The sequence below is a fragment of the Streptomyces sp. NBC_01235 genome (assembly GCF_035989285.1).
Lineage (GTDB): Bacteria > Actinomycetota > Actinomycetes > Streptomycetales > Streptomycetaceae > Streptomyces.
In genome coordinates, this window is record NZ_CP108513.1 from 8780538 (window position 1) to 8801912 (window position 21375).

The 21375-nt window shown below is 72.3% G+C and carries 17 protein-coding genes; 1 reads left to right on the forward strand and 16 read right to left on the reverse strand.

The window, feature by feature from the left end; translation table 11 throughout:
- The first annotated feature begins 104 nt into the window (after nucleotides 1-104).
- The gene (locus OG289_RS39545; RefSeq protein WP_327318811.1) at nucleotides 105-788 is read left to right on the forward strand and encodes a phosphatase PAP2 family protein; all 684 of its coding nucleotides are present in this window, start codon (nucleotides 105-107) and stop codon (nucleotides 786-788) included.
- Nucleotides 789-810: 22 nt separating this feature from the next.
- Here OG289_RS39545 and OG289_RS39550 read toward each other — a convergent pair whose 3' ends face one another.
- The 16 genes from OG289_RS39550 to asnB are packed head-to-tail and all read right to left on the reverse strand — an operon-like array spanning nucleotide 811 to nucleotide 21373.
- Entirely contained in the window at nucleotides 811-2145 is a 1335-nt protein-coding gene (locus OG289_RS39550) for a glutamate-1-semialdehyde 2,1-aminomutase (protein WP_327318812.1), read from the reverse strand.
- A 7-nt stretch (nucleotides 2146-2152) separates the two neighbouring features.
- The gene (gene rfbC, locus OG289_RS39555; RefSeq protein WP_327320948.1) at nucleotides 2153-2704 is read right to left on the reverse strand and encodes a dTDP-4-dehydrorhamnose 3,5-epimerase; all 552 of its coding nucleotides are present in this window, start codon (nucleotides 2702-2704) and stop codon (nucleotides 2153-2155) included.
- Nucleotides 2705-2715: 11 nt separating this feature from the next.
- Complete coding sequence (locus OG289_RS39560) at nucleotides 2716-3948, reverse strand: polysaccharide pyruvyl transferase family protein (RefSeq protein ID WP_327318813.1); 1233 nt, start codon at nucleotides 3946-3948, stop codon at nucleotides 2716-2718.
- Nucleotides 3945-4892: a glycosyltransferase family 2 protein gene (locus OG289_RS39565; protein ID WP_327318814.1), complete on the reverse strand. Its 948-nt coding sequence runs from the start codon at nucleotides 4890-4892 to the stop codon at nucleotides 3945-3947. The genes OG289_RS39560 and OG289_RS39565 overlap by 4 nt, the downstream gene beginning before the upstream one ends.
- Nucleotides 4889-6199 carry a hypothetical protein gene (locus tag OG289_RS39570; protein WP_327318815.1) on the reverse strand — a complete coding sequence of 437 codons (1311 nt, stop codon included), beginning with the start codon at nucleotides 6197-6199 and terminating at the stop codon, nucleotides 4889-4891. The genes OG289_RS39565 and OG289_RS39570 overlap by 4 nt, the downstream gene beginning before the upstream one ends.
- Before the next feature lie 5 nt (nucleotides 6200-6204).
- On the reverse strand, nucleotides 6205-7488 hold the full coding sequence (locus tag OG289_RS39575; RefSeq protein ID WP_327318816.1) for a DUF4910 domain-containing protein: 1284 nt from the start codon (nucleotides 7486-7488) through the stop codon (nucleotides 6205-6207).
- Nucleotides 7476-8510 (reverse strand): NAD-dependent epimerase/dehydratase family protein, encoded by a 1035-nt coding sequence (locus OG289_RS39580; protein WP_327318817.1) that lies wholly within the window; start codon nucleotides 8508-8510, stop codon nucleotides 7476-7478. Before OG289_RS39580 ends, OG289_RS39575 begins: the two co-directional genes overlap by 13 nt.
- Before the next feature lie 3 nt (nucleotides 8511-8513).
- Complete coding sequence (locus OG289_RS39585; RefSeq protein ID WP_327318818.1) at nucleotides 8514-9161, reverse strand: PIG-L deacetylase family protein; 648 nt, start codon at nucleotides 9159-9161, stop codon at nucleotides 8514-8516.
- Nucleotides 9158-9985: a glucose-1-phosphate cytidylyltransferase gene (locus OG289_RS39590; RefSeq protein WP_327318819.1), complete on the reverse strand. Its 828-nt coding sequence runs from the start codon at nucleotides 9983-9985 to the stop codon at nucleotides 9158-9160. The genes OG289_RS39585 and OG289_RS39590 overlap by 4 nt, the downstream gene beginning before the upstream one ends.
- A complete protein-coding gene (locus OG289_RS39595; protein WP_327318820.1) occupies nucleotides 9982-11217 on the reverse strand; it encodes a class I SAM-dependent methyltransferase in 1236 nt (411 codons plus the stop codon). Before OG289_RS39595 ends, OG289_RS39590 begins: the two co-directional genes overlap by 4 nt.
- Nucleotides 11214-12464, reverse strand: coding sequence for a glycosyltransferase (locus tag OG289_RS39600; RefSeq protein WP_327318821.1), 1251 nt, complete (start codon nucleotides 12462-12464; stop codon nucleotides 11214-11216). The genes OG289_RS39595 and OG289_RS39600 overlap by 4 nt, the downstream gene beginning before the upstream one ends.
- Nucleotides 12465-12466: 2 nt before the next feature.
- Nucleotides 12467-13714, reverse strand: a complete 1248-nt coding sequence (locus tag OG289_RS39605; RefSeq protein WP_327318822.1) for an O-antigen ligase domain-containing protein — start codon at nucleotides 13712-13714, stop codon at nucleotides 12467-12469.
- 1 nt (nucleotide 13715) lies between these two features.
- A complete protein-coding gene (locus OG289_RS39610; RefSeq protein WP_327318823.1) occupies nucleotides 13716-15239 on the reverse strand; it encodes a right-handed parallel beta-helix repeat-containing protein in 1524 nt (507 codons plus the stop codon).
- 14 nt (nucleotides 15240-15253) lie between these two features.
- Nucleotides 15254-17230, reverse strand: coding sequence for a heparinase II/III family protein (locus tag OG289_RS39615; protein WP_327318824.1), 1977 nt, complete (start codon nucleotides 17228-17230; stop codon nucleotides 15254-15256).
- On the reverse strand, nucleotides 17227-19422 hold the full coding sequence (locus OG289_RS39620; RefSeq protein WP_327318825.1) for a bi-domain-containing oxidoreductase: 2196 nt from the start codon (nucleotides 19420-19422) through the stop codon (nucleotides 17227-17229). The genes OG289_RS39615 and OG289_RS39620 overlap by 4 nt, the downstream gene beginning before the upstream one ends.
- 25 nt (nucleotides 19423-19447) lie before the next feature.
- Entirely contained in the window at nucleotides 19448-21373 is a 1926-nt protein-coding gene (gene asnB / locus OG289_RS39625; RefSeq protein WP_327318826.1) for an asparagine synthase (glutamine-hydrolyzing), read from the reverse strand.
- Nucleotides 21374-21375: the final 2 nt, after the last annotated feature.

Consider the following 21375-nt stretch of genomic DNA (forward strand, 5'->3'; position numbering starts at 1 on the left):
AAGCGGTGGTGGGGACACGTGCAGGGCCTCTAAGGAGTCATGATCCGGAACATCATCCATCGATCACGGCAAAGCCCCGCAGGTCGACCGGACGCGGTGGGCGTGTGACCGGCCGGTCGGCGCCCGCGGTGCTGCCCCCGTCGCTGCGCGTGCGGCTCGGGCTGATCGCGGCCCTCGCCGCGCTGGTGGTCGTCGTGCTCGGGGTCCTGTATGCCGACGAGAGCAAGCCCGGCATGGCGGACGCGCGGATCGTGGCGGCGGTGGACGGGGTGGGGCCGCCGTGGCGGTACGTCGCTCTGGCCATGGACTTCCTGGGGGAGCCCGTGGGAGCGGCGACGCTGGTCGTGGCCATCGTGACGGCCTGCCTGCTGCTTCGGCATCCTCGTGCGGCGGTGCTCGTCGTTGCCGGCGTCGGCATGACCGTGGGGACGGCGACGCTGCTCAAGTCCCTGGTCGGACGCACCATCCACGGCGACGGCAACCTGTCCTACCCGAGCGGGCACACCGCCTTCGCCACCGCGCTCGCCCTCGTGGTGGCGCTGCTCGCGGCCGGCCGGCTCGGCCTCGGCCGGACGGCCGGCACGTCACTCGTGCTCGGTGCGGCGCTGGTTGCCGGCGCCGCCATGGGCTGGGCGCAGGTCGCCCTGGGCGCGCACTACCCGACCGACGCCCTCGGCGGCTGGTGCACCGCGCTGGTGGTGATACCGGCGACCGCGTGGCTGGTCGACCGGACGGCCGACCGGCTGGTCGATCGGACGGCGGACGCCGGTCGGCGGGAGCGTCGCTGACGTCACGTCACGTCACGTCACGTCACGCCAAGCGGCGGAATACGGGCTTCACCGGTCGCCCGGCCATCCAGGGGGTCGGGTCCGCGGCGTCCAGTGCCTTGCGGTACACCGCACATGCCTGGGCCACCACGTCGACGGTGTGATCGATGTCGGCGTCGCTGAGCGCGCTGCTCACCACGAACGACGGGGCCAGCACCCCGCCCGCGAGGAGCCGGCGCAGGAACAGGGTGCGGTACTCCTGCGATGGCTGCCCGTTCTCGTCGAGGGTGGCGAAGACCAGGTTGCTGGCCCGGCCCCGGACGACGATGTGGTCGCCGACGCCCATGCCGGCCGCGGCGTCGCGGACACCGGCGGCCAACCGCTCGCCGAGGGTGTGCAGCCGCGCGGTGACGCCCTCTTCGACGTAGGTGGTGAGCACGGCCATCGCGGCTGCCAGGGAGTGCGTTTCCGCACCGTGCGTGGTGGACAGCAGGAACACCCGGTCGCCGGAGTGACGCAGCCCGCCCCGCTCCATCAGATCGCGGCGCCCGGCCAGCGCGGAGACGGCGAATCCGTTGCCCAGCGCCTTGCCGAACGTGGAGAGGTCGGGGACGACGCCGTACAGGCCCTGGGCACCGGCCTCGGACCAGCGGAAGCCGGTGATCATCTCATCGAAGATCAGTACGCAGCCGTGCCGGTCGGCCAGTTCGCGGAGGCCCTCGAGGTACCCGGGCGGCGGCTCGGTGTGGGTGGCGGGTTCGAGGATCAGGCAGGCGACCTCGTCCTGGTAACGGGTGAGCAGCTCCTCCGTGGCGGCCAGGTCCCCGTAAGGGAAAGCCACGGTGAGCTCGTTGGTCGCCGCCGGAATGCCGGCGGACATCGGCGTGGTGCCGATGAACCAGTCGTCGACGGAGAAGAACGGATGGTCGGCGCAGATGGCCACCCGCGGGCGCCCGGTGGCGGCGCGGGCGAGGCGCACCGCGGCGGTGGTGGCGTCGGAGCCGTTCTTCGCGAACTTCACCATCTCGGCGGTCGGCACCGTGGCCAGGAAGCGTTCCGCGGCCTCGACCTCCACGATGGACGGCCGGACGAAGTTGCTGCCGCGGTCGAGTTCCCGCCGCACCGCCTCGATCACGCGTGGGTGGGCGTGGCCGAGGCTGACCGACCGCAGGCCGGAGCCGTACTCGATGTAGCGGTTGCCGTCGACGTCCCACACGTGGGCACCGCGGCCGTGGCTGATGACCGGGGCCAGGTTCTCGGGGTACTGGTCGTCGCCCTTGGCGTAGGTGTGCGCGCCCCCGGGGATCATGGCGTGCAGCCGCTCGTTCGCCCTCCGCGACCGGGGCAGGAGGAGCTCTTCGGTGTCTTCGGCGTTCACGCCAACCTCAACTTTCTTGGTGCTTCAGGACCTCGGCGAGGCTCGGCGCCTCCCGGTCCCGCTGGGACATCGATGTGACCGGCAGCGGCCAGGGGATGGCGAGCTCCGGGTCGTCGAAGGCGATCGTCACGTCCTCGGACGGATCGTGCGGGCGGTCGATCCGGTACGAGGTGTCGGCGGTTTCGGTCAGCGCCTGGAAGCCGTGTGCGCACCCCGCCGGGATGTACAGGGTCGTCTGCGTCTCGTCGGACAGCTCGAAGAAGGCCCGGTTGCGGTAGGTCGGCGAGTCCGTCCGCAGGTCCACGACGACGTCGAAGATCCTCCCGTACGAGCACCGCACCAGCTTCGCCTCGCCGGCGCCGGAGCGCAGGTGCAGGCCGCGCAGCACGCCCCGGACCGAGCGGGACAGGCTGTCCTGGACGAAGGCGTCCGGGTCGAGGCCCACCGAGCGGACCACGTCGGCGTCGAAGGTGCGGCAGAAGAAGCCGCGCTCGTCGGCGTACGGCGTCGGCTCGAACAGGTACGCGCCGGCGATCTCCGGGACTTCGGTCGCTTTCATTCCGGGTGCGTTCATGGAGCCTCCCGCAAGGCGTGGGTGTGGTCGGTCGCCGGGAACAGGGCCGCTGTCAACGCGGTGAACTGGTGCTCGAGTTGCCGGGCGGCGGCCAGGTTCCGCTCGGTGAGGGTCCGCCGCAGCTCGGCCGATTGCTTCTCCAGCGCCCGGAACTGCTCGAGCAGCCGGTCGGCGTCGACCTCGCGAGCCGGATGGCAGTACGCGGCAAGGCCCATCTGAGCCATGAGCGCGTCGCTCTTCGCCGCGTAGCTGAGCGCGAGCGTCGGCGTGCCGACCTTCAGCGCGCAGATCAGGTTGTGGTACCGGGTCGCCACCACGGTGTCGGCAGCCGCCGTCTCCTTCATCAGGTCCGCCAGCGAGGCCGCCTCGGCAGCGGTGACCAGCGGCGAGTCCACCGCGTCGAGGATCGCGGCGACCACCGGCGCATCGCACTCGTCGCCGGTGAGCAGCCGGACCGGCCTGCCGTCCTCGACCAGCGCGCGGACGAAGCGGGTCGTCCCGTCGAGATAGCGCCGGTGGATCTCCTCGGCCCGGGCGCGGTCGTCGTCGCCGCCGTGGAAGGCCATGACGCCGACGCAGACTCGGCCCGGCGGGCCCGAGGGCGCGCTCGCCGACGGCGTCGGCAGGGAGAACGCGAGGTCCGGGTAGACCTCGTCGCGCGCGGTGTCCACGCCCATCGCCCGCATCGCGTCGCGGGACAGGGCGTCCCGGTACGACCGGTAGGCGGCCAGCCGCGCCGACCAGCGCACCAGGGTCCGGGTCGCCCGGTTGCCGATCGCGGCGGCGCCGACTCCGACCAGCGCGACCCGGGTGCCGAACAGCCGGCCGGTCGCGCAGAGCAGGAACAGCGAGTACGGGAAGCCCCACGGCCGCAGCGGCAGCGTGGCCTCCAGGACGCCCATGCCCGGCACGATCACCACGTCGTGCCGGCGCACCCAGGCGGCGGTGCGGACGGCGTCGACGAGTTTGCCCAGACCCTTCGCCGCGATCGCGCCCGCACGCGACGCGGTCCGGTACTCCCCGCGGTACCAGTGCAGCCGCGTCGCGGGGATCCCGAAGCGGGTCGTCACGGCCTCGGGTCCGCCGCACAGCGCGTCCACGACCGCCTCCGGGTGTTCGGCGTGGAGGTACCCGAGCACGGCTTCGAGCGATCCGTCGTTGCCGAGGTTGCCGGAGCCGAGCAGGCCGAACACCCCGACGCGCACCGGAGTCTCGTTCGCGGGCGTCATGCCTGCCTCCCCTCACGGCCGGCGACGAGGGCGTCGACGGAGACAGTGAGCTGGTCCGGGTCGACCGGGGCGCGGTCCTCGACCCGCTCGCCGGCGCCCGGCCGGACCCGGCTGGTCATCCATGCGGCCAGGTGGCGGTAGCACGCGCGCCGGTCGGCCGGGGACAACGGTGCCCGCCGGATCGCCGCGACGAAGCCCCAGACGTACTCGGCGAGCAGCCGGGGCGTCGGGTGCAGCGGGCCCGCCCGGCGCGGGTCCAGGTTGACGCATCGGGCGCGCTTGCCCGGGTTCGCCCGCTCGGCGCGGGTGGGGTGGTCGCGGCGGAAGTACAGCAGCTCCGGCACCTGGTGGAAGGGCCCGTGCAGGGTGATCTCGGCGACGAACGTGCGGTCCGCGTGGTGGTAGCTGTCGAGCGGCTTCACCCGGCGCAGCACGTCGGCCCGCATCACCCCGTAGAAGTCGTCACCACCGGGTTCGAACAGCAGACTGCGGAAGCGCTCCGGCGCGTGCGGCGAGTCGGTGGCGAGCCCGTACTCGTAGGGGACCTTCACCTGGCCGTCGCCGTCGATGACCGCCTGGCCGGTGTGCGCGAGGATCACGTCCGGCCGCTCGTCCAGCGCCTCCACACAGCGCCGCAGCAGGTCCCGGCCGTACAGGTCGTCGTGCGAGGCCCACTTGAACAGCTCGCCGCGGGACTCGGCGAACACATGGTTGTGGTTCGGCGTGGCGCCGATGTTCCGGGGCAGCCGGAGGTACCGGATGCGCGAGTCCCGCGCGGCGTACTTGCGGCAGATCTCCTGGGTCCCGTCGGTCGAGGCGTTGTCGGAGACGACCAGCTCGAAGTCCTCGTAGGTCTGGCCGAGCAGGGCGTCGAGCGACTCGGCCAGGTACTCCTCGCCGTTGTACACGGGCAGGCCGATGCTCAGCCTGGGTTGGGCGGTCATGAGGTCCTCACTTCGGGAACGGAGTTGTGGTGCCGCTCGCGCAGGGCGGACCGCAGCTGCAGCCACCACACGGCCGAGCCGCTGACGGTCGCGGCGGCGACGCCCCAGGCCGAGCCGACCGTGCCGGCCACGGCCGCCCCGCCGAGCCCGCCGCCGACATAGCAGGCGGAGGCGAACAGCTGGCAGCGCAGGCTGCGCCGGGCCGCGCCGAGCGCGCGCAGCCCGGCCGCCGCGCCGGTGCCCAGGCCCGCGCCCGCGACGCTGAGGGTGATCGGCATGATGAGCTGCGCGGCGGAGTGCCAGACTCCGCCGAGCACGAGCTCGCCGAGCCGGTCCGGCGTCAGCAGCAGCGCCCCGCCCCAGAGCAGCGCGCCGGTGGCCTGCCCGCCGCCCAGCAGGAGACAGAACGCGCCGAGGCGGTGCGGGGCCTGCCGCAGCACCCGGGCCGCCTCCGGGACGGTGACCAGGGACAGCCCCATCAGTACGGCGAGGAAGGGGCCCATCAGGAGCTCGGCGCCCCGCACCGCACCCACCGCGCCGACCCCGACGAGCGCGCCGAGCCCGTACGCCCGCAGCTGGCTCGCGCCGCTGAGGCTGACGTTCTCGACGAGGTACCGGTAGCCGAGATCGCGCTGCTCGCGAAGCCACCCGCGCGCCCCGGTCATCCGGGGCCGGATACCGGACTGGAGGCAGCCGTACGCGGCGGCCACCGCTGCGGACGCGCCCCAGGCGAGCACGAAAGCGGCCACGCTGCCCACGTGGGCCGCCACGACCATGGCCGGGACGAGCGCGACGCCCCACACGAGGTCGTTGACGAACGCCTTCCGCCCGGCGCCGGCGGCGAAGAACGAGAACCGCCAGGCGTCCTGGAGCAGCAGCCCCGGCAGCATGACCCCGAGGCAGGCGAACGCGGGCCCCACCCGGCCGCCGAGAGCGAGGCCGGCCAGCAGACACGGCACGCCGATGGCGGTCCCGACGCCGAGCGCGGTACCCGACGACCGGGCCACCGCGCCGCGCCAGGACGCGTCCGGCGCGCCGCTGAAGCGCACCATGAGCGGGTCGGTGGCCAGCCCGCGGGAGACGTTGAGCACCACGCCGTAGGTCACCCAGGCCAGGCTGAACACGCCGAACGCGGTCACCCCCAGCGAGCGGGCCACGTAGATGCCCACCGCGAAGTTGGAGATGCTGGAGGCCGCCTGGTCGGCCAGTCCCCAGGACAGCCGGCCGACCATGGCCCGCTTGGCGGTCCGCCGGGCGTGTCCGGCCGGGACCGCCGATGCCGTCGCGTTCTCCCCCTCGGTGGTCATCGGCGTCACGCCTTGATCAGCTCGGCGCCGTGCAGGGCGCCGGCCGCGGCGGCGACGGCGCTGAACGGCAGCCCGGACCGCTCGGCGACGTCCAGCAGACTGTGCTCGCCGTCGGAGAGGCTGAGCACCCAGAGCATGGCCATCTGGGCCTGCTTCGCGTCGCTGCGACCGCCGAGCGAGTCGTACAACCCACGCCGGCCCAGCTGTGGCTCGCCGTAGGGACTGAGGTTGACGTACCGCCGGTTGCGGTCAAGGACGGCGAATGCCTCGCGGCAGACGGCGAGCGTGTCCGCCATCGCCTCCGGGGAGACGAAGTCCAGGTTGTCCGCCGAGGTGTGGTACTCGGGGTAGCCGGCGTAGGGGGTCCGGCTGAGCGAGCCCACGCCGAGATCGAACCCGGGCGAGCAGAACTGCCGCTCGTCGTAGCCGTACGGAGTGAACTCGGTGATGTGGTGCGGGCGTTCGGAGGCGGCCAGCACGTGCCGCATCACCCGGTCGATCTCCGCGTCGCCGCGCCTGCTCTGCTTGTACGTCAGCCGGCCCGGGTCGCCGGCGCAGGCCAGCACCAGCCCGTGCTTGACCCGTTCCACCCGCTCCGCGTTGCGGGCCAGCCAGGTGATCGCCCCGATGGTGCCGGGCGCGAACAGGAACCGGTAGGTGTAGTACGGCGTCTGCTCCGCCAGCGCCCGGGCCAGGAACGTCGCCACCGCGATGCCGGCCAGGTTGTCGTTGGCCAGCGAGGGGTGGCAGACGTGGCAGGAGACGATCACCTCGTCGGCGACCTGCCCGGGGACCACGTGCTCGGCGTAGGTGAGGTGGCCGTCGGCGAGTGTGGAGTCGATGCGCACCTCGTACTCGCCGTCCGGCAGCGCGTCCAAGGTCTCCTGGGCCAGGCAGAACCCCCATTCCGGCTTGTAGTAGCTGGTGCGGTACGGCACCCAGGCCGGGTGGTCCGGCAGGGTGTGCAGGTGTCCGCGCAGCTCGGCCAGCGGCATGGTCGCCGACACCGGCACGCTGTAGCCGAGCACGTGCAGACTGGACGCGGCGAAGTCGACGACCCGGTGGCCGGCGGTGTCGGCGATGTACGCGTCCCGGATGTTCCACTCCTGCGGCACCGTCCAGTCGAGCACCTGGGTTCCGGTCGGCACCTCGTGCACCTGCAGCGGGACGTACTCGCCGACGATGTCCAGGGTGGCGCGCACACCGTCGCCGGTGATGCTCCGGCACAGCGGGTACAACCGCTCCACCAGCGCGTACATCTCTTCGCCGGCCGTGGTCATGGGCGCCACCGCAGGGTGTCGTCGACGGCGCCGGCGTCGGAGGCCGCGCGCAGCACGGCCAGCCGGGTGAAGCGTCGCTCGAAGTCCTCCCGGGTCAGCCCGTGTTTCCGGTAGGCGTCGGCGAGTTCGAGCGCGCCCTGCTTCACCGTCCACTCGCAGTCGAAGCCGGGCACCGCGGCGCGGAACCGGGAGAAGTCCACCCGGTACGACCGCGGATCGGCGCCGTTCTCCCCGGTGATCACCACCCGCGAGCCGGGAACCGCCTCGGCGACCTGCTCGGCGATCTCGGCGACCGTGACGTTGTTGATCTCGCTGCCGATGTTGAACGCGCGGTCGTGCACCGCTTCCCGCGGCGCGGTCAGCGCGGCCGTGAAGGCCCGTGCGATGTCGGCGGCGTGCACCAGCGGGCGCCAGGGGGTGCCGTCGGAGAGCACAAGGACTTCGCCGGACAGGAGTGCGTGGCCCACCAGGTTGTTCAGCACGATGTCGGCGCGCAGCCGGGGTGAGTGGCCGAAGGCTGTGGCGTTGCGCATGTACACCGGGCTGAAGTCGCCGTCGGAGAGCGCGTGCAGGTCGTCCTCCACCCGCACCTTGGACTCCGCGTACGGCGTCACCGGGCGCAGCGGGGCGTCCTCGGCCACCAGGTTCGACAAGTCGGGGTCGCCGGCGGCGCCGTAGACCGAGCAGGTCGACGCGTACAGGAAGCGCCGCACCCCGGCGTCGCGGGCCAGCCGGGCCAGCCGCACGGACGCGTGGTGGTTGATGTCGTAGGTGAGGTCCGGCGCCAGCGATCCCAGCGGGTCGTTGGACAGGGCGGCCAGGTGGATCACGGCGTCCACCCCGGCCACGTGTTCGGCCGTGACGTCGCGCAGGTCCACCCGGTGCCCCGGCGGGTCCGCGGGCGGCGGGCCAAGGACGCAGTCGGCGAACAGGCCGGCGTCCAGGCCGACGACCTCGTGCCCGGCGGCCGCGAGGACCGGGGCCATGACGGTTCCCAGATAGCCCTGGTGTCCGGTCAGTAGTACGCGCATGGTTCAACCCCCCAGGTTGAGCGTGAGTTTGGTGACGGCGAACGCTTCGGCGTATCGCTCGTGGCATTCGATGCCGCGGATCCGCGCGAGGCCGAGGAAGGCCTCCCGGTCGTACCAGGGCCGGTGCCGCTGCGAGGGGTAGTGCTCCTGCAGCAGCCGCACCTTCTCTTCGGCGATCTCGGGCGACAGTGGCTGGTACGCCGCCGGACGGCCGAGGTCGCCGTCCCACTTGACGATCTCGTAGCCGAGCACGAGGTGGTCGCGGAAGGCGGTGGGTATCAGCTTCGCCAGGCCGCGGTGATCCTGGTGCGCGTCATCGGTGCGCGGCGCCAGCACCAGATCCGGCTCGCTCTGCGCGCGCAGTTCCTCGACCGCGGCCTTGGCCTCCTCCCAGTGCGCGGGCAACCGGCCGTCCGGCAGCTTGTGCACGGTCAGCCGCAGGTCGGCGCCCGGGCAGAAGGCGGAGAGCGCGGCCTGCTCCTCCTGCTCCCGCTCGCTGCCACCGCCGGAGAGCACCAGTGCGTCGACGCGGATGCCCGGCCGTGCGAGGCACAACGTCAGCAGCGTGCCGCCGGCGCCGATGGCGATGTCGTCGCAGTGCGCGCCCACCGCGACGATCCGGTCCGGGCGCCCGGCCCCGAGCCGGATCACGCCCTCGCTCCGAAGCCGTCTCGGCCGCCGGTCGCGCTCGCCCCCGCGCCGTCCCGTTCCCACACGGCCCACGGGCGGTCGCCCCGGGCGTAGGCGTCGTCGAGCGCGGCCCGCTCCTTCACGGTGTCGGTCGGCTTCCAGAAGCCGCGGTGCTGGTGCGCCACCAGCCGGCCGCGCTTGGCCAGTTGGGCGCATCCGTCGGCGACCAGGTCCCCGTTCTCCGGGATGTGGTCGAAGACCTCCTGGCGGAGCACGAAGTAGCCGCCGTTCTCCCACAGCGGCAGTTCGCTCACCGCGGTGATGCCCCCCACCAGGCCGTCCTCGCCCAGTTCCACGCAGTGGAACGAGGACTGCGGCGGCACCACCATCATCGACGCACCGGCGTCGCGCCGGGCGAACCGGTCGATCATCTCCGGCAGCGGGGCATCGGTGAGCACGTCGGCGTAGTTGGCGAGGAACATCTCGTCGCCGTCCAGGTGGTGCCGCACCCGGCGCAGCCGCTCCCCGATCGGTGACTCGATGCCGGTCTGCGCGAACGTGATCGTCCAGGAGGCGATGTCGGTGGACAGCAGCTCGGTCTGCCCGCCCCGCAGCACGAAGTCGTTGGACGTCGTCTCCTCGTAGTTGAGGAAGAAGTTCTTGATGTGGTGAGCCCCGTACCCGAGACACAGGATGAACTCCGTGTGCCCGAAGTGCGCGTAGTAGCGCATGACGTGCCAGATCAGCGGCCGCGGGCCGACCATCGCCATCGGCTTGGGCACGTCGTCTGCGGCACCGCTCCGCATCCGCATCCCGTAACCGCCGCAGAACAGTACGACCTTCATGACGCGACCTCGACGATGCTCAGTTCCGGTATGGGGAAGACCAGCCGGCCGCCCCAGTCGTGCACGAAGGACAGCTGCTCGACCAGCTCGGCCCGCAGGTTCCACGGGAGAACGAGGACGTAGTCCGGTTTGTCGGCGGCTATCCGCTCGGGCGGCAGGATCGGGATGCGGGTGCCCGGGGTGAACCTGCCGTGCTTGTAGGGGTTGCGGTCGACCGTGTACGCGAGCAGGTCGGGCCGGATGCCGCAGTGGTTGAGCAGGGTGTTGCCCTTGCCCGGGGCGCCGTAGCCGACGACCGTCTCGCCGCGCTCGGCCGCCTCGATGAGGAACCGCAGCAGGTCCCGGCGCACCTTGGCCACCCGGGCGGAGAACTCGGTGTACCCGGACAGCTCCTGCAGTCCGGCGGCCTTCTCCCGGTCCAGCACGTCGGCCACCCGCTGCGTCGGCTCGCCGGCCACCTCGGCCGGCCGGGCCCACAGCCGGATGGAGCCGCCGTGCGTGGGCAGCAGCTCGACGTCCACGAGCGCGAGTCCGCCGCTCGCCAGCGCCCGGGTCGCGGACGCGACCGTGTAGTACTGGAAGTGCTCGTGGTAGATCGTGTCGTACTGGTTCTCCTCGATCAGGGTCAGCAGGTGCTGCACCTCGATGGAGACCCAGCCGTCGTCGGCGACCAGGGCGCGCAGCCCCCGGGTGAACCCGACCACGTCGGGGATGTGCGCGTACACGTTGTTGGCCACGACCAGGTCCGCCGGGCCGTGCTCGGCGCGGACGTCGGCGCCGGTGGCCGGGTCCAGGAACTCCGTGAGCGTGGGCACACCCGCGTCCCGCGCCGCGGCGCCGACGTTCACCGAGGGCTCGATGCCGAGGCAGCGGATCTGGCGGTCCACCACATGCCGCAGCAGGTACCCGTCGTTGCTCGCGACCTCGACCACGAAGGCGTCGGTGCCGAGCCCCAGCCGCTGTACGGCGCCGTCGACGAACGTGCGCGCGTGCTCCACCCAGGAGGTCGAGTAGGAGGAGAAGTACGCGTACTCCTTGAACGTCTCCTCCGGCGTGATCAGCGGAGGGATCTGCGCGAGCCAGCAGTCGGTGCAGACCCGCAGGTGCAGCGGGTACGCCGGCTCCGGCTGGTCCAGTTGGTCCGCGGCGAGAAAGCTCTCACATGGTGGCGTCGCCCCAAGGTCGACGACGCTCGCCATCGCTTCCGAGCCGCAGAGTCGGCATCGTGTCATCTGCTGTCCCCATCCCCCCTGCTCGCGCGGGTGTCCCCGCCGCGAGCCAGTGCTGACCGACCCGCGATCGCGGTGCGGTATCCGTCCACCAGGCGCTCCAGCCCGACGGCCGGGCTGAAGCCCTGCTCGTAACGGCGCCGGGCCGCCTGGCCCATCTCCCGGTTGCGGGCCGACCCGTCCGTGATCCGGCGCAGGCAGGACGCGAGCGAGGCGGGCTCGCCCGGCCGGTGCAGCAGCCCGGTCACCCCGTCCTCGACGAGTTCGACGAAGGCGCCGTGACCGGCGGCGACGGCCGGTACCCCCGCAGCCATCGCCTCCACGACCACCAGGCCGAACGCCTCCAGCCACGTGGAGGGAGCCACCACGGCGACCGACCGTGCGATGACCTGCCGGCACTCCGCCGAGTCGTACAGGCCGACGTAGCGCACGTCGTCCCGGCCCGCCGCCCAGGCGGTCACCTCTCGCTCCAGCGGCCCCGCGCCGGCGATCACGAGCGGCACGCCCACACCGCCGCCGGCGGCGATCTCGTCCCACGCGGCCATGAGCAGCCGCACGCCCTTGGCCTCCGCGAGCCGGCCGAGATAGAGCAGATGCTCGCCGGCGCCCGCTCGGCAACTGCCCGGGTCGGGCACGAAGTTGTGTTTCACCGCCAGCCGCTCGGCCGGCATGCCGGCCCGCACGAGGACGTCGCGCTGCGCCGCGGAGATGCAGAAGAACCGCTCCACGCCGGACCACCACCGCCGCCGGTTGACCGACAGGCTGACCGCGAGCGGCACCGTCGCCAGCCGGGAGTTCCGGTAGCAGCCGTGCCGGACGGCGGGCAGTGGCGCGGACCCGACGCACTCGGTGCACGGCCGGCCGTCCCGCTGCAGCGTGCCCGGCGGGCAGACCTGGGTGTAGTTGTGCAGCGTGGCGACGGCGGGCACGCCGGCGTCGGCGCAGGCGGCCAGCACCGCCGGCGAAAGGAGCGGGAAGACGTTGTGGACGTGCACCACGTCCGGCCGCTCGGCGCGAAGCCGGGCGGCGAGCTCCGCGCGGACCGCCGGGTTCCACGGCACCAGCAGCGGTACCGCGATCTTGCCCGGCAGGGACCGGGCGGCGATGTCGTCGCTGCGCCGCTCGAACAGCTCGACCCGGTGGCCGGCCTCGCGCAGCAGCGCCACCTCCTGGTCGACGACCTTGTTCTCTCCGCTCGGCTGCGCCGAGGCGTAGCGGTTGTGCACTACTAGGACGTGAACGCCGTGCATGCTCAGGTCACCTCCGATCTCTGGGCCCCTCGCGGGAGGCGTCGTCGAGGGGCTTCGGGCGTCGAGAGGGGAGTGGCGTCGGCAGGCGCCGCCAGCAGCGAGGCGGCCACGGCCAGATGCAGCAGATACGGCGAGGCGTCGCCCAGCCCGGCCTCGGTGTACGACGCGATCGCGCAGTAGCTGATCAGGAAGATCGCGCAGGCCCTCGACAGCGACGGTGGCCGCAGCAACGCGACGCCGCCCAACACGATGATGATCGCCGCCACCAACGCGACGCCGGTCATGCCCTGCTCGTTGTAGACGGCCAGCCAGCTGTTGTCGATCGGCAGCCCGCCGAACGACTTGTCGCCCAGGCCCGCGCCGAACAGGTACTCCGAAGTCGTCCGGGGCGCTGCCAGCAGGGCGTGCCAGACCTTGGCCCGACCGGTGAGGCTGCTGAAGTTCTCCTGGCTCTGGCCGCGCAGGAACCACGCCTGGAGCGCGGAGCTGAACCCCACCGCCGCCACCGCGGCGCACAGCACCGCCCAGGAGAAGAGCCGGCGGGCGGCGGCGCTGGTCAGGACGAGGGAGGTGATCGCCAGCACCAGCGCGATGATCAGGCCGAGCGTGGCCGTCCGGGTATGGGTCAGGGCGAGCAGGACGAGGGAGGGCACGATGACCACCGCCGCGCTGGTCCGGTCGGTCCGGCGGCCCAGGACGAGCAGCACGGTGAGCCCGATGATCACCGCGGCGTACTGTCCGATCTGCGGCGGGGTGAGCGGCCACAACGCGCCCACCAGCCGCCCGCCGTAGAGGTCGGGCAGGGCGGCGCCCGGTGAGACGACCAGGCCGGCGGCCACCGACCCGAGCACCGCGAAGTACATCCGGATGTGGTGCCGGACGAACGTCAGGCCGCCGTCCCACCAGCGGCTGAGCAGCCACAGCGTGCCGATGAAGAGAGCCAGCCGGGCGCAGCGGAACAGCGCGCCGAACCCGGCCCCCTGGTCCACGCTGGAGATCAGGCTCGGCACCAGCAGCAGGGTGAGCAGGAACACGTAGGCGCTGGCCCGGATACGCACCCGGGGGTTGACCACGAGCGCCAGTGCGAACGCGGCGACCAGCGCGCCCATGGTGACCATCTGGATGAGGGAGCGGGGCAGCGGGACGATGGTCCTCGCCCCGGCGGAGCCGAGGGTGTTGAGGACGAGCAGCCCCCAGACCGTCCCGACGATCTTCGACGTGTGGTCGGTGTTGGTGTCCGCGGACCTCATCTCAACCACCGTCCCCTGCGCGCAAGGTGCTGCCCGCGTCCTGCCGGTACGGAGTGTTCTGCCACTGCTTGAAGCCGACTGTCCGGCTCGCGTCGTGGACGACGAAGGTCCACGGTCCGACGTAGACGTTGTCGTGCCAGCGGTTGTGCTGCTCTGTGGTGATCGCCTCGGCCACCCGCTCGCCCTGGTACGGCGACCAGTCCGGATAGGTGCCGTAGTTGGAAAGCACCGCCATCCGGTCGCACTTCACCGTGCAGGCGACGACGGACTTGTCCAGCACGAAGCGGTTGTCGTGGATGTCCACCCGCTGGGTCTTCCACCGGCAGTCGGAGTAGAGCGATGCGTCGGCGATCGCGGGCTGCACGCAGCGGTCGGTGTTCTTCACCAGCAACGTGCAGTCACCGGACGAGGTGTTGGCCGGGCTGTTGCAGAACCGGTCGGCGTTCTCCCACAGGGTGATCCCGGACCAGTTGTTCTCCAGCACGTTCCGATAGATCTCGATCTTGTCCGTGCGGGCCCGGATCCGCGGTTCGCCCCCGGACTCGGAGAGGTAGACGGTCGCGAACGGGAAACTGTCGCCGGCGGCCGCGTAACCGCGGCCCTCGACCCAGTTGTTCCGCCGGATCGTGTTCTTCCGTATGACCGCGTTGTAGCTGATCTCGTAGATCAGCGCGGCACCGTCGTTGTCCTCGATCAGGTTGTCCTCGATGAGGAAGTCGTTGTTGTTGGTGTCCGCCCACAGCCCGGTTCCGCGGTTGTCGTGCACCCAGTTGCCGCGTACGTCCGCGCCGTTGACGGCCCAGAACTTGACGCCTCCACTGCAGCCGCAGTCCGGCCGCTGCCGCTCCCAGTCGTCCGTGTTGTTGCCCACGATCTCGTTGCCTTCGACCACCAGGCCGCTGATACCGCCGGCGCCCTTGTACGCGTTCATGCCGTACTGGCCGTTGTCGCGCAGGCAGCTGGCGCGGAGCTGCTGGCGGGCGCCGGCCATCAGCCCGGCGCCGGAGTTGTTCCGGATCGTCGCGTGCTCGATCACCCACCCGTCGGCCGAGTCGTGATTGACCACGCCCTCGTCACGGGGCGCGACGAACCTCTGCACGGTCAGGTAGCGGATGGTGACGTCGCGGGCGGTGCCGCCGAACGCGTAGTGGTTGCTCTTCCGGCCGTCGAGCACCGCGCCCGGCGCGCCGACGTAGACGTCCCCTTCCTTGGGGATCACCTGGTCGTAGCGGTCCGACATGAGCGTGTGCTTGCCCGGCCGAAGCCAGAAGGTGGTGTGCGGGGGGCTGCTCTCGGTCTTTGCGGCCAAGTCGCCGGGCACCGCAGGGTCGACCGGCACCGCGCCCGCCGGCGCCTTCGCCGGGCCGGCCGCGGGCTTGGCACACACTCGGGCCACGGACGTGGAGGGCGCAGCGGTCGGCTTCGGCGTCGCGTCCGTCGCGCCACTGTCACAGCCGGTCGCCGCCAGCAGGGCCAGCGCCAGCGGTGCAGCCGGCAACGCCCGGTGCCGCCACTTGATCCCCACGCGCCCTCCCCTCCCTAACCGTGGAACCTGAGCACGGTGGTGAAACCCTCCGTGCCATCGGTGAAGCCGGTGCCGACCAGCGTGGTGGCGGGTTCCTTGCGCCCGAAGCCGGCGGAGTACCAGCCCAGCGGCGGGTCGCTCTCGCCGCGATGCGCCCGCCAGCTCAGCTGCCCGGGCAGGTCGAGCGTCGCGGAGCGGTCCACGCCGTCCCGGGTCCAGGTGAGCGCCGCCCGGTTGCCCGCCAGGTCCGCGGCGATCGACGGGCCGAGGTGGAACGCCAGGCGCACGGCGCGGCGCGGGCCGCGCACCTCGTCGACGACCCTCAGCTCCTGGGTCGCGGCCGTCAGCTCCACCCGGCGGCGGTGCACGGAGGGCCGGTAACCGTCGTGCTCGGCGCACCAGCGGGCCGTCCCCCCGACGGCGGCGTCGGACGTGTCCGCGACCAGGACGCGGCTGCGGGCGTGCCGGGTCCACAGGAACGGGCCGCCCGAGACGGACTGGTCGGCGCCGTCCACCTGCAGGGTGTTGTGGCCGAGGGTCGACCGGAAGTACTGCCGCCACTCGGGCTGCCCGTGGTAGCAGAACGTGCCCGGGTCGGCGAGCAGGTCGACCCCGTCGTGCCGGACCTCCACGGACAGCGCGTCCGCGTGGCCGTGCGCGGCGATGGACAGGAACCCGTGCGGACCACCGTCGCAGCGGCACCAGATGCCCGCCGGACCACGCAGGATGGTCATGCCCGCGTCGGCGAAGTGGGCCGGCCTGCTCGCCGGGCGGGACACGGCCGGTGCGGTTCCACTTTTCGAGTACGGCTGGATGAGCGCGGCCAGCAGCGGGGTGCGCACATCGGTGCCGGTCACCGCCGGCCACCAGTCGAGCCGACCGAACACGACGTCACCGGTGGCCAGCAGCGAGGCCCAGCGGTCGGTGCCGGCGCCGTCCACGACCAGACCGTGCCCGTCGTCCGCGTCCCCCTGGCGCGGCGGCCGCAGCCGGCTGTCCACGACGGCCGCGAGCGCGTCGGTCATCCGCAGCAGCACCAGCCGGATCGGCGCGGGGACGGGCACGCCTGCGGCATCCGCCTCGGCCACCGCGGCCAGGCCGAGCTCCAGCACCAGTCCGTGATACTCGGTGGCCAGTTCGCGGTTGAGGCCGGAGCCGAAGGTGTTGCTCCGCAGCTGCCGCTCCAGCGAGCGCAGCGCGTCGGCTCGCCAACGCGCCGAGGAGGGGAACCACCCGAACGCGCAGGCCCCGGCGAACTGCCCGGCGGCCTCGGCGATGACGTGGTTGTTCGCCGAAGACCCCCGGCTGGGGAAGGCGGCCAGCCAGCGCTGGTGGTGCCAGATCTGGTTCAGCGCCACCGGGTTGCCCTCGAACAGATCCGCCGCGCCCGGCCAGCCGTCGAGCAGCCGGCGGATCCACACCCAGGACAGCAGCCGGATCCCCAGCTCGATGCCGCTGGTCCAGTGCACTCCGCGCAGCGGCGCGTTGGCCCCCCACCACGACCGCAGGTGCTCGGCCACTCGCTCGGCGTACCGCTCGTCCCCGGTGACCGCGTAGGCGGCGGCGAGCACGGTGAGGTACTGATGCCGGGACGGCTCCCAGATCTGCTTGATGTCCCCGACCGCGTCCTCGTCGCGGTACGGCACGTCGAAGGCGTAGCCCCACGGGGCCCGCCGCCCGGTCTTCGGGTCGTACCACCAGTCCGGGTCGACCAGGTCGTCGCGGTCCACCCCGAAGTACTCGGCGTGCCCGGACATCAGCCGGTCCGCCTCGGCGATGAGACGTTTCGCGGCGTCCGGCGGCACCGCGGCGACCGCCCCGGCGGGCAGTACCGCGGTGAACCGGGCGCCGGTCACGCTCGGGCAGTCCGGCAGTGCCGACCGCCACCGCCGCCTGCGTACCGCGTCGCCCACCCGGCCGCCGACCTCCCGCGGTCCCATCCGGGACAGCCGCCGCAGGTACCAGCCCGGACTCCCCGAGTTCACAGTCATCGCGCCCCCGCCAACGTCACCGGCGCGCCGCCGGCCAGGCCGGCCCGCACGGCGAGGGTGGCCGCCGTGGTGGCGACCAGCGACTCCAGCGGCACCGGCATCGGCCCGCCGGTCCGCACGGCCTTGATGAACGCGGCCAGTTCGGCGTTCTGTCCCTTGTCCCGGGCCTTGGGCAGCCGCGAACTGACCCACCGCTTGCGGTGGCCGTCGTAAACAGCGGCACGGACGAAGTCGTCGAGCCGCAGCACCCTGCCGTCCGCGACGAGGTCCAGCGTCTCTTTGGGGAAGCCGGGCGCGCCGGTGGTGACGTAGCTGATGGTGGCGGTGGACTCGTCCGGGTAGCGCAGCACGACCTGCAGGTCCTCGTTGCCGGACGCGGCGACCGCGTACACCGAGACCGGGTCGGCGTCGAGCAGCCAGCTCGCCGTGTCGATGAAGTGCCCGCCCTCGCCGGCGAACCGCGAGCCCTCGGTGCCCTGTTGGAGGTACCAGCTGCCGTGCGCCAGCCGGCCCGCGTTGACCAGGTAGCGCAGGCTCGCCGGCCCGGTCCGGGCGCCGAACCGCTTCCTGGCCTCCTGCAGCAGCGGCGCGAACCGGCGGTTGAATCCCACCTGCAGCCGGTCGTTGCCGGACTCCTCGACCGCCGCGAGCACGCCGGCCAGCTCGTCCTCGGTGAGCGCCAACGGCTTCTCCACGAACACGCTCTTGCCGGCCAGCAGTGCCCTTCGGGTCAGTTCGGCGTGCGAGCTGTGCCGGGTGAGAACGAACACCGCGTCGATGGACTTGTCGCCGAGCACGGCGTCGAGATCGGTGGTCGCCTCGGCGAAGCCGAACTTCCGCTGTGCGTTGGCCGCGGACAGCGCCGTCGTGGTGACGACGGTCGACAGCTCGACGCCGTCGCGCTGTGCCAGGTGCGGCAGCAGCATCGATGTCGCGTAGTTTCCCGCGCCGACGAACGCCAGCCGCACCGGCGTCCTGGCGGCCCGGGCCGGGGTGGACACTCCGCCGCTGCGTCGCACTGCGGGCACGGTCACCGCCGGGGCCTCCGCTTCCCCCGCTTCCTCTTTCTGCTCGGGGTACCGGAACAGCACGGCCACGGCCTTCAGGTCGCCGTCCTTGAGGCTCTGGTACGTCTCGACGGCGTCGTCGAAGTCGGCGATGTGGGAGACCAGCGGCTCCACGTCGACGCGGCCGCGGGCGACGAGATCGAGGAAGCACGCCAGGTTGCGGCGCTCGGTCCAGCGCACGTAGCCGATCGGGTAGTCCCGCCCCTCGAGCTCGTACTCCGGGTCGTAGCGCCCGGGGCCGTAACTGCGGGAGAACCGGACGTCGAGCTCCTTCTCGTAGTACGCGTTCCACGGCAGGTCCAGACGGCACTTGCCGATGTCGACGACCCGGCCGCGGTCCCGGCAGAGCCGGGCGGCCAGCTCGACGGGCTGGTTGCTGCCGCCGCCGGCGGCCAGGTACACCTGGTCCACGCCGTGACCGTCGGTGAGTTCGGCGACGGCGGCTTCCACGGCAGCGGACGCCGGGTCGCCGCAGGCCGCGGCGCCCAGCCGCTCGGCGAGCTCGCAGCGCGCCGGGTCGGGGTCGACCCCGACGACGCGGACCCCCGAAGCGGCCAGCAGCTGCACCACCAGCTGCCCGATCAGCCCGAGGCCGATGACCAGCGCCACTTCGCCGAGCCGTGACTCGCCCTGGCGGACGCCCTGCAACGCGATCGACCCGACGGTGCCGAAGGCGGCGTGCCGCGGCGCGAGGCCGTCCGGCACCGGGGCGTAGAGGTTCTTCGGCACCCAGTTGAGCTCGGCGTGCAACGCGTGCTCGTTGCCGGCGCAGGCCACGAGGTCGCCGACCTTCACATCGTCGATGCCGGCGCCGACCTGCTCGACCACCCCGCACAGCGAGTAGCCCAGCGGGGTGTAGGAGTCCAGCTTGCCCATCACCTTGCGGTAGGTGGCGGGCACCCCGTTGGTGGCCACGCTCTGCACGACCTTGGCCACCTGGTCCGGCCGGGAGCGGGCCTTGCCGAGCATCGACATGCCGGCCTCGGACACCTTCATGAGCTCGGTCCCGGTGGATATGAGCGAGTAGGCGCTGCGGACCAGCACACCGCCCGGCTTGCACCCCGGCACCGGCACGTCAAGCAGCGCCAGCTCACCGCTCTTGTAGTTCTGCACGACCTGTTTCACCCGAAGTCCTCTTGTCTCTACGCCGTCAGGGAGAGTTCTGGCCGGACCCGGAGGTCGCGCCGCGATACCAGTACTCGAGGGTCAGCACATGCCACAGATGCTTGGAGAAGTCCTGCTGCCCGGCGGCGTCCTCGGCGACCATGCGCGCCAGCGCGTCGCGGCGCAGGAACCCGGAACGGACGAGTTCGCCGTCGTTGACCACCTCGCGCACCAGCGGTGCCAGATCCCGGCTCATCCAGGCCCGCAGCGGGGCGCTGAACAGGCCCTTGGGCCGGTACACGATCTCCCGGGGCAGGACCGAGGCGGCCGCCTCCTTGAGTACGGCCTTGCCCTGGCGTCCGACGATCTTGCGATCACCGGGCACGGCGAACGCCGCCTTGACCACCTCGACGTCCACGTACGGCACCCGCACCTCGGTCGAGGCGGCCATGCTCGACCGGTCCGTGTAGGCGAGGTTCAGGCCCGGCAGGAACATCCGGGCGTCGCCCAGGCACATGCGGTTGACGAAGTCGTCGAGGTCGTTGTCCTGGTAGACGTCCGCGTGCTCGGTCAGCACGTCGTCGACCGCCTGGGCCAGGTCCGGATCGATCAGGGCGAGCAGCTCGTCCTGGTCGTACATGGTGTAGCTGCGCCGGAACGCGGTCTCCTCCGGCAGATCGGCGAAGGAGAGGAACCGCTTCGCGAAGCGCACCGACCGGTACCCCCGGCGGGCCGAGGCGACCGGCAGCCGGTCCACGGCCCCGGACAGGCCGCGCCGCAGGGGCCGCGGGACGCGCTGGTAGCGCAGCGCGAGCAGGTTGGCCAGGTGCTTGCGGTACCCGGCGAACAGCTCGTCGGCGCCCATCCCCGAGAGCATCACCTTGACCCCGGCCTCCCGGGCGGCCGAGCAGATCAGGAACGTGTTGATCGCGGCGGGGTCGCCGATCGGCTCGTCCAGGTGGTACGTCATCTGTGGCAGCAGGTCGAGCACGTTCGGAGCGATCTCGATCTCGTGCAGGTCGACGCCGAACCGCTCGGCCACCTGCCGGGCGTAGCGCAGGTCGTCCGGCATCGCCTCGAACCTGGCGTCCTCGGCGCGGAACCCGATCGTGTAGGCGGAGATCCCGGGCCGGTCGCGGGCCGCCAGCGCGGTCAGGTAGCTGGAGTCGAGACCGCCGGAGAGGAAGGTCGCCACGGGTACGTCGGAGAGCAGGTGGCGCCGGGTCGACTCCTCGACGACGGCGGCGAGATCGGGCTGCTCGCCGCCGCGGGCCCGCTCCCGGCCCTCGGCGGCGACGTCCCTCAGGTTCCAGAACCGGCCGCGCTCCACCCGGCCGTCGGGCCGGCACCTCAGCCAGCTCCCCGGCGGCAGCTTCTCCGCTTCGCGGAACGCGCACCGTGAGTCCGGCACCCAGTAGTACAGCAGCGAGGCCACCAGCGCCGCGTGGTCCACCTGCAGCGACCCGCCGGTCACGGCGGCGAGCGCCTTGAGCTCGGAGGCGAACACCAGACCCTCGCCGCGCCGGAGAAGGAACAGCGGCTTGATGCCGAGCTGGTCGCGGGCGAGCACCAGCTCACCGGTTCGCTCGTCGAAGATCCCGAACGCGAACATGCCGCGCAGCCGGGGCAGGCAGTCCGTGCCCCAGCGCCGCCAGGCCTCAAGGAGCACCTCGGTGTCGGAGGTACCGCGGAAGCGCACTCCGGCGGCTGCCAGCTCGGCACGCAGCTCGGGCGCGTTGTACAGCTCGCCGTTGTACGTCAGGACGAGGCCGCCGGAGACCATCGGCTGGGCGCCGGTCTCGGACAGGTCGACGATGGCCAGCCGGCGGTGCCCGAGCTGCACCTCGCCGTCGCCGAGGGGGTGGCCGTACCGGCCCGCCCCGTCCGGACCGCGGTGGGCGAGGGTCTCGGTGAGCCGGTCGGTCACGACCTTCCCGTCCGGCCATCGGTAAGTGCCTGCGATGCCACACATGT

What these genes read in the sequence shown, in the direction of transcription:
- asnB (WP_327318826.1), bottom strand. Translation starts at nt 21,373, where the DNA reads ATGTGTGGCATCGCAGGCACTTACCGATGGCCGGACGGGAAGGTCGTG.
- OG289_RS39615 (WP_327318824.1), bottom strand. Translation starts at nt 17,230, where the DNA reads ATGACTGTGAACTCGGGGAGTCCGGGCTGGTACCTGCGGCGGCTGTCC.
- OG289_RS39590 (WP_327318819.1), bottom strand. Translation starts at nt 9,985, where the DNA reads ATGAAGGTCGTACTGTTCTGCGGCGGTTACGGGATGCGGATGCGGAGC.
- OG289_RS39580 (WP_327318817.1), bottom strand. Translation starts at nt 8,510, where the DNA reads ATGCGCGTACTACTGACCGGACACCAGGGCTATCTGGGAACCGTCATG.
- rfbC (WP_327320948.1), bottom strand. Translation starts at nt 2,704, where the DNA reads ATGAAAGCGACCGAAGTCCCGGAGATCGCCGGCGCGTACCTGTTCGAG.
- OG289_RS39605 (WP_327318822.1), bottom strand. Translation starts at nt 13,714, where the DNA reads ATGAGGTCCGCGGACACCAACACCGACCACACGTCGAAGATCGTCGGG.
- OG289_RS39595 (WP_327318820.1), bottom strand. Translation starts at nt 11,217, where the DNA reads ATGACACGATGCCGACTCTGCGGCTCGGAAGCGATGGCGAGCGTCGTC.
- OG289_RS39565 (WP_327318814.1), bottom strand. Translation starts at nt 4,892, where the DNA reads ATGACCGCCCAACCCAGGCTGAGCATCGGCCTGCCCGTGTACAACGGC.
- OG289_RS39600 (WP_327318821.1), bottom strand. Translation starts at nt 12,464, where the DNA reads ATGCACGGCGTTCACGTCCTAGTAGTGCACAACCGCTACGCCTCGGCG.
- OG289_RS39570 (WP_327318815.1), bottom strand. Translation starts at nt 6,199, where the DNA reads ATGACCACCGAGGGGGAGAACGCGACGGCATCGGCGGTCCCGGCCGGA.
- OG289_RS39560 (WP_327318813.1), bottom strand. Translation starts at nt 3,948, where the DNA reads ATGACGCCCGCGAACGAGACTCCGGTGCGCGTCGGGGTGTTCGGCCTG.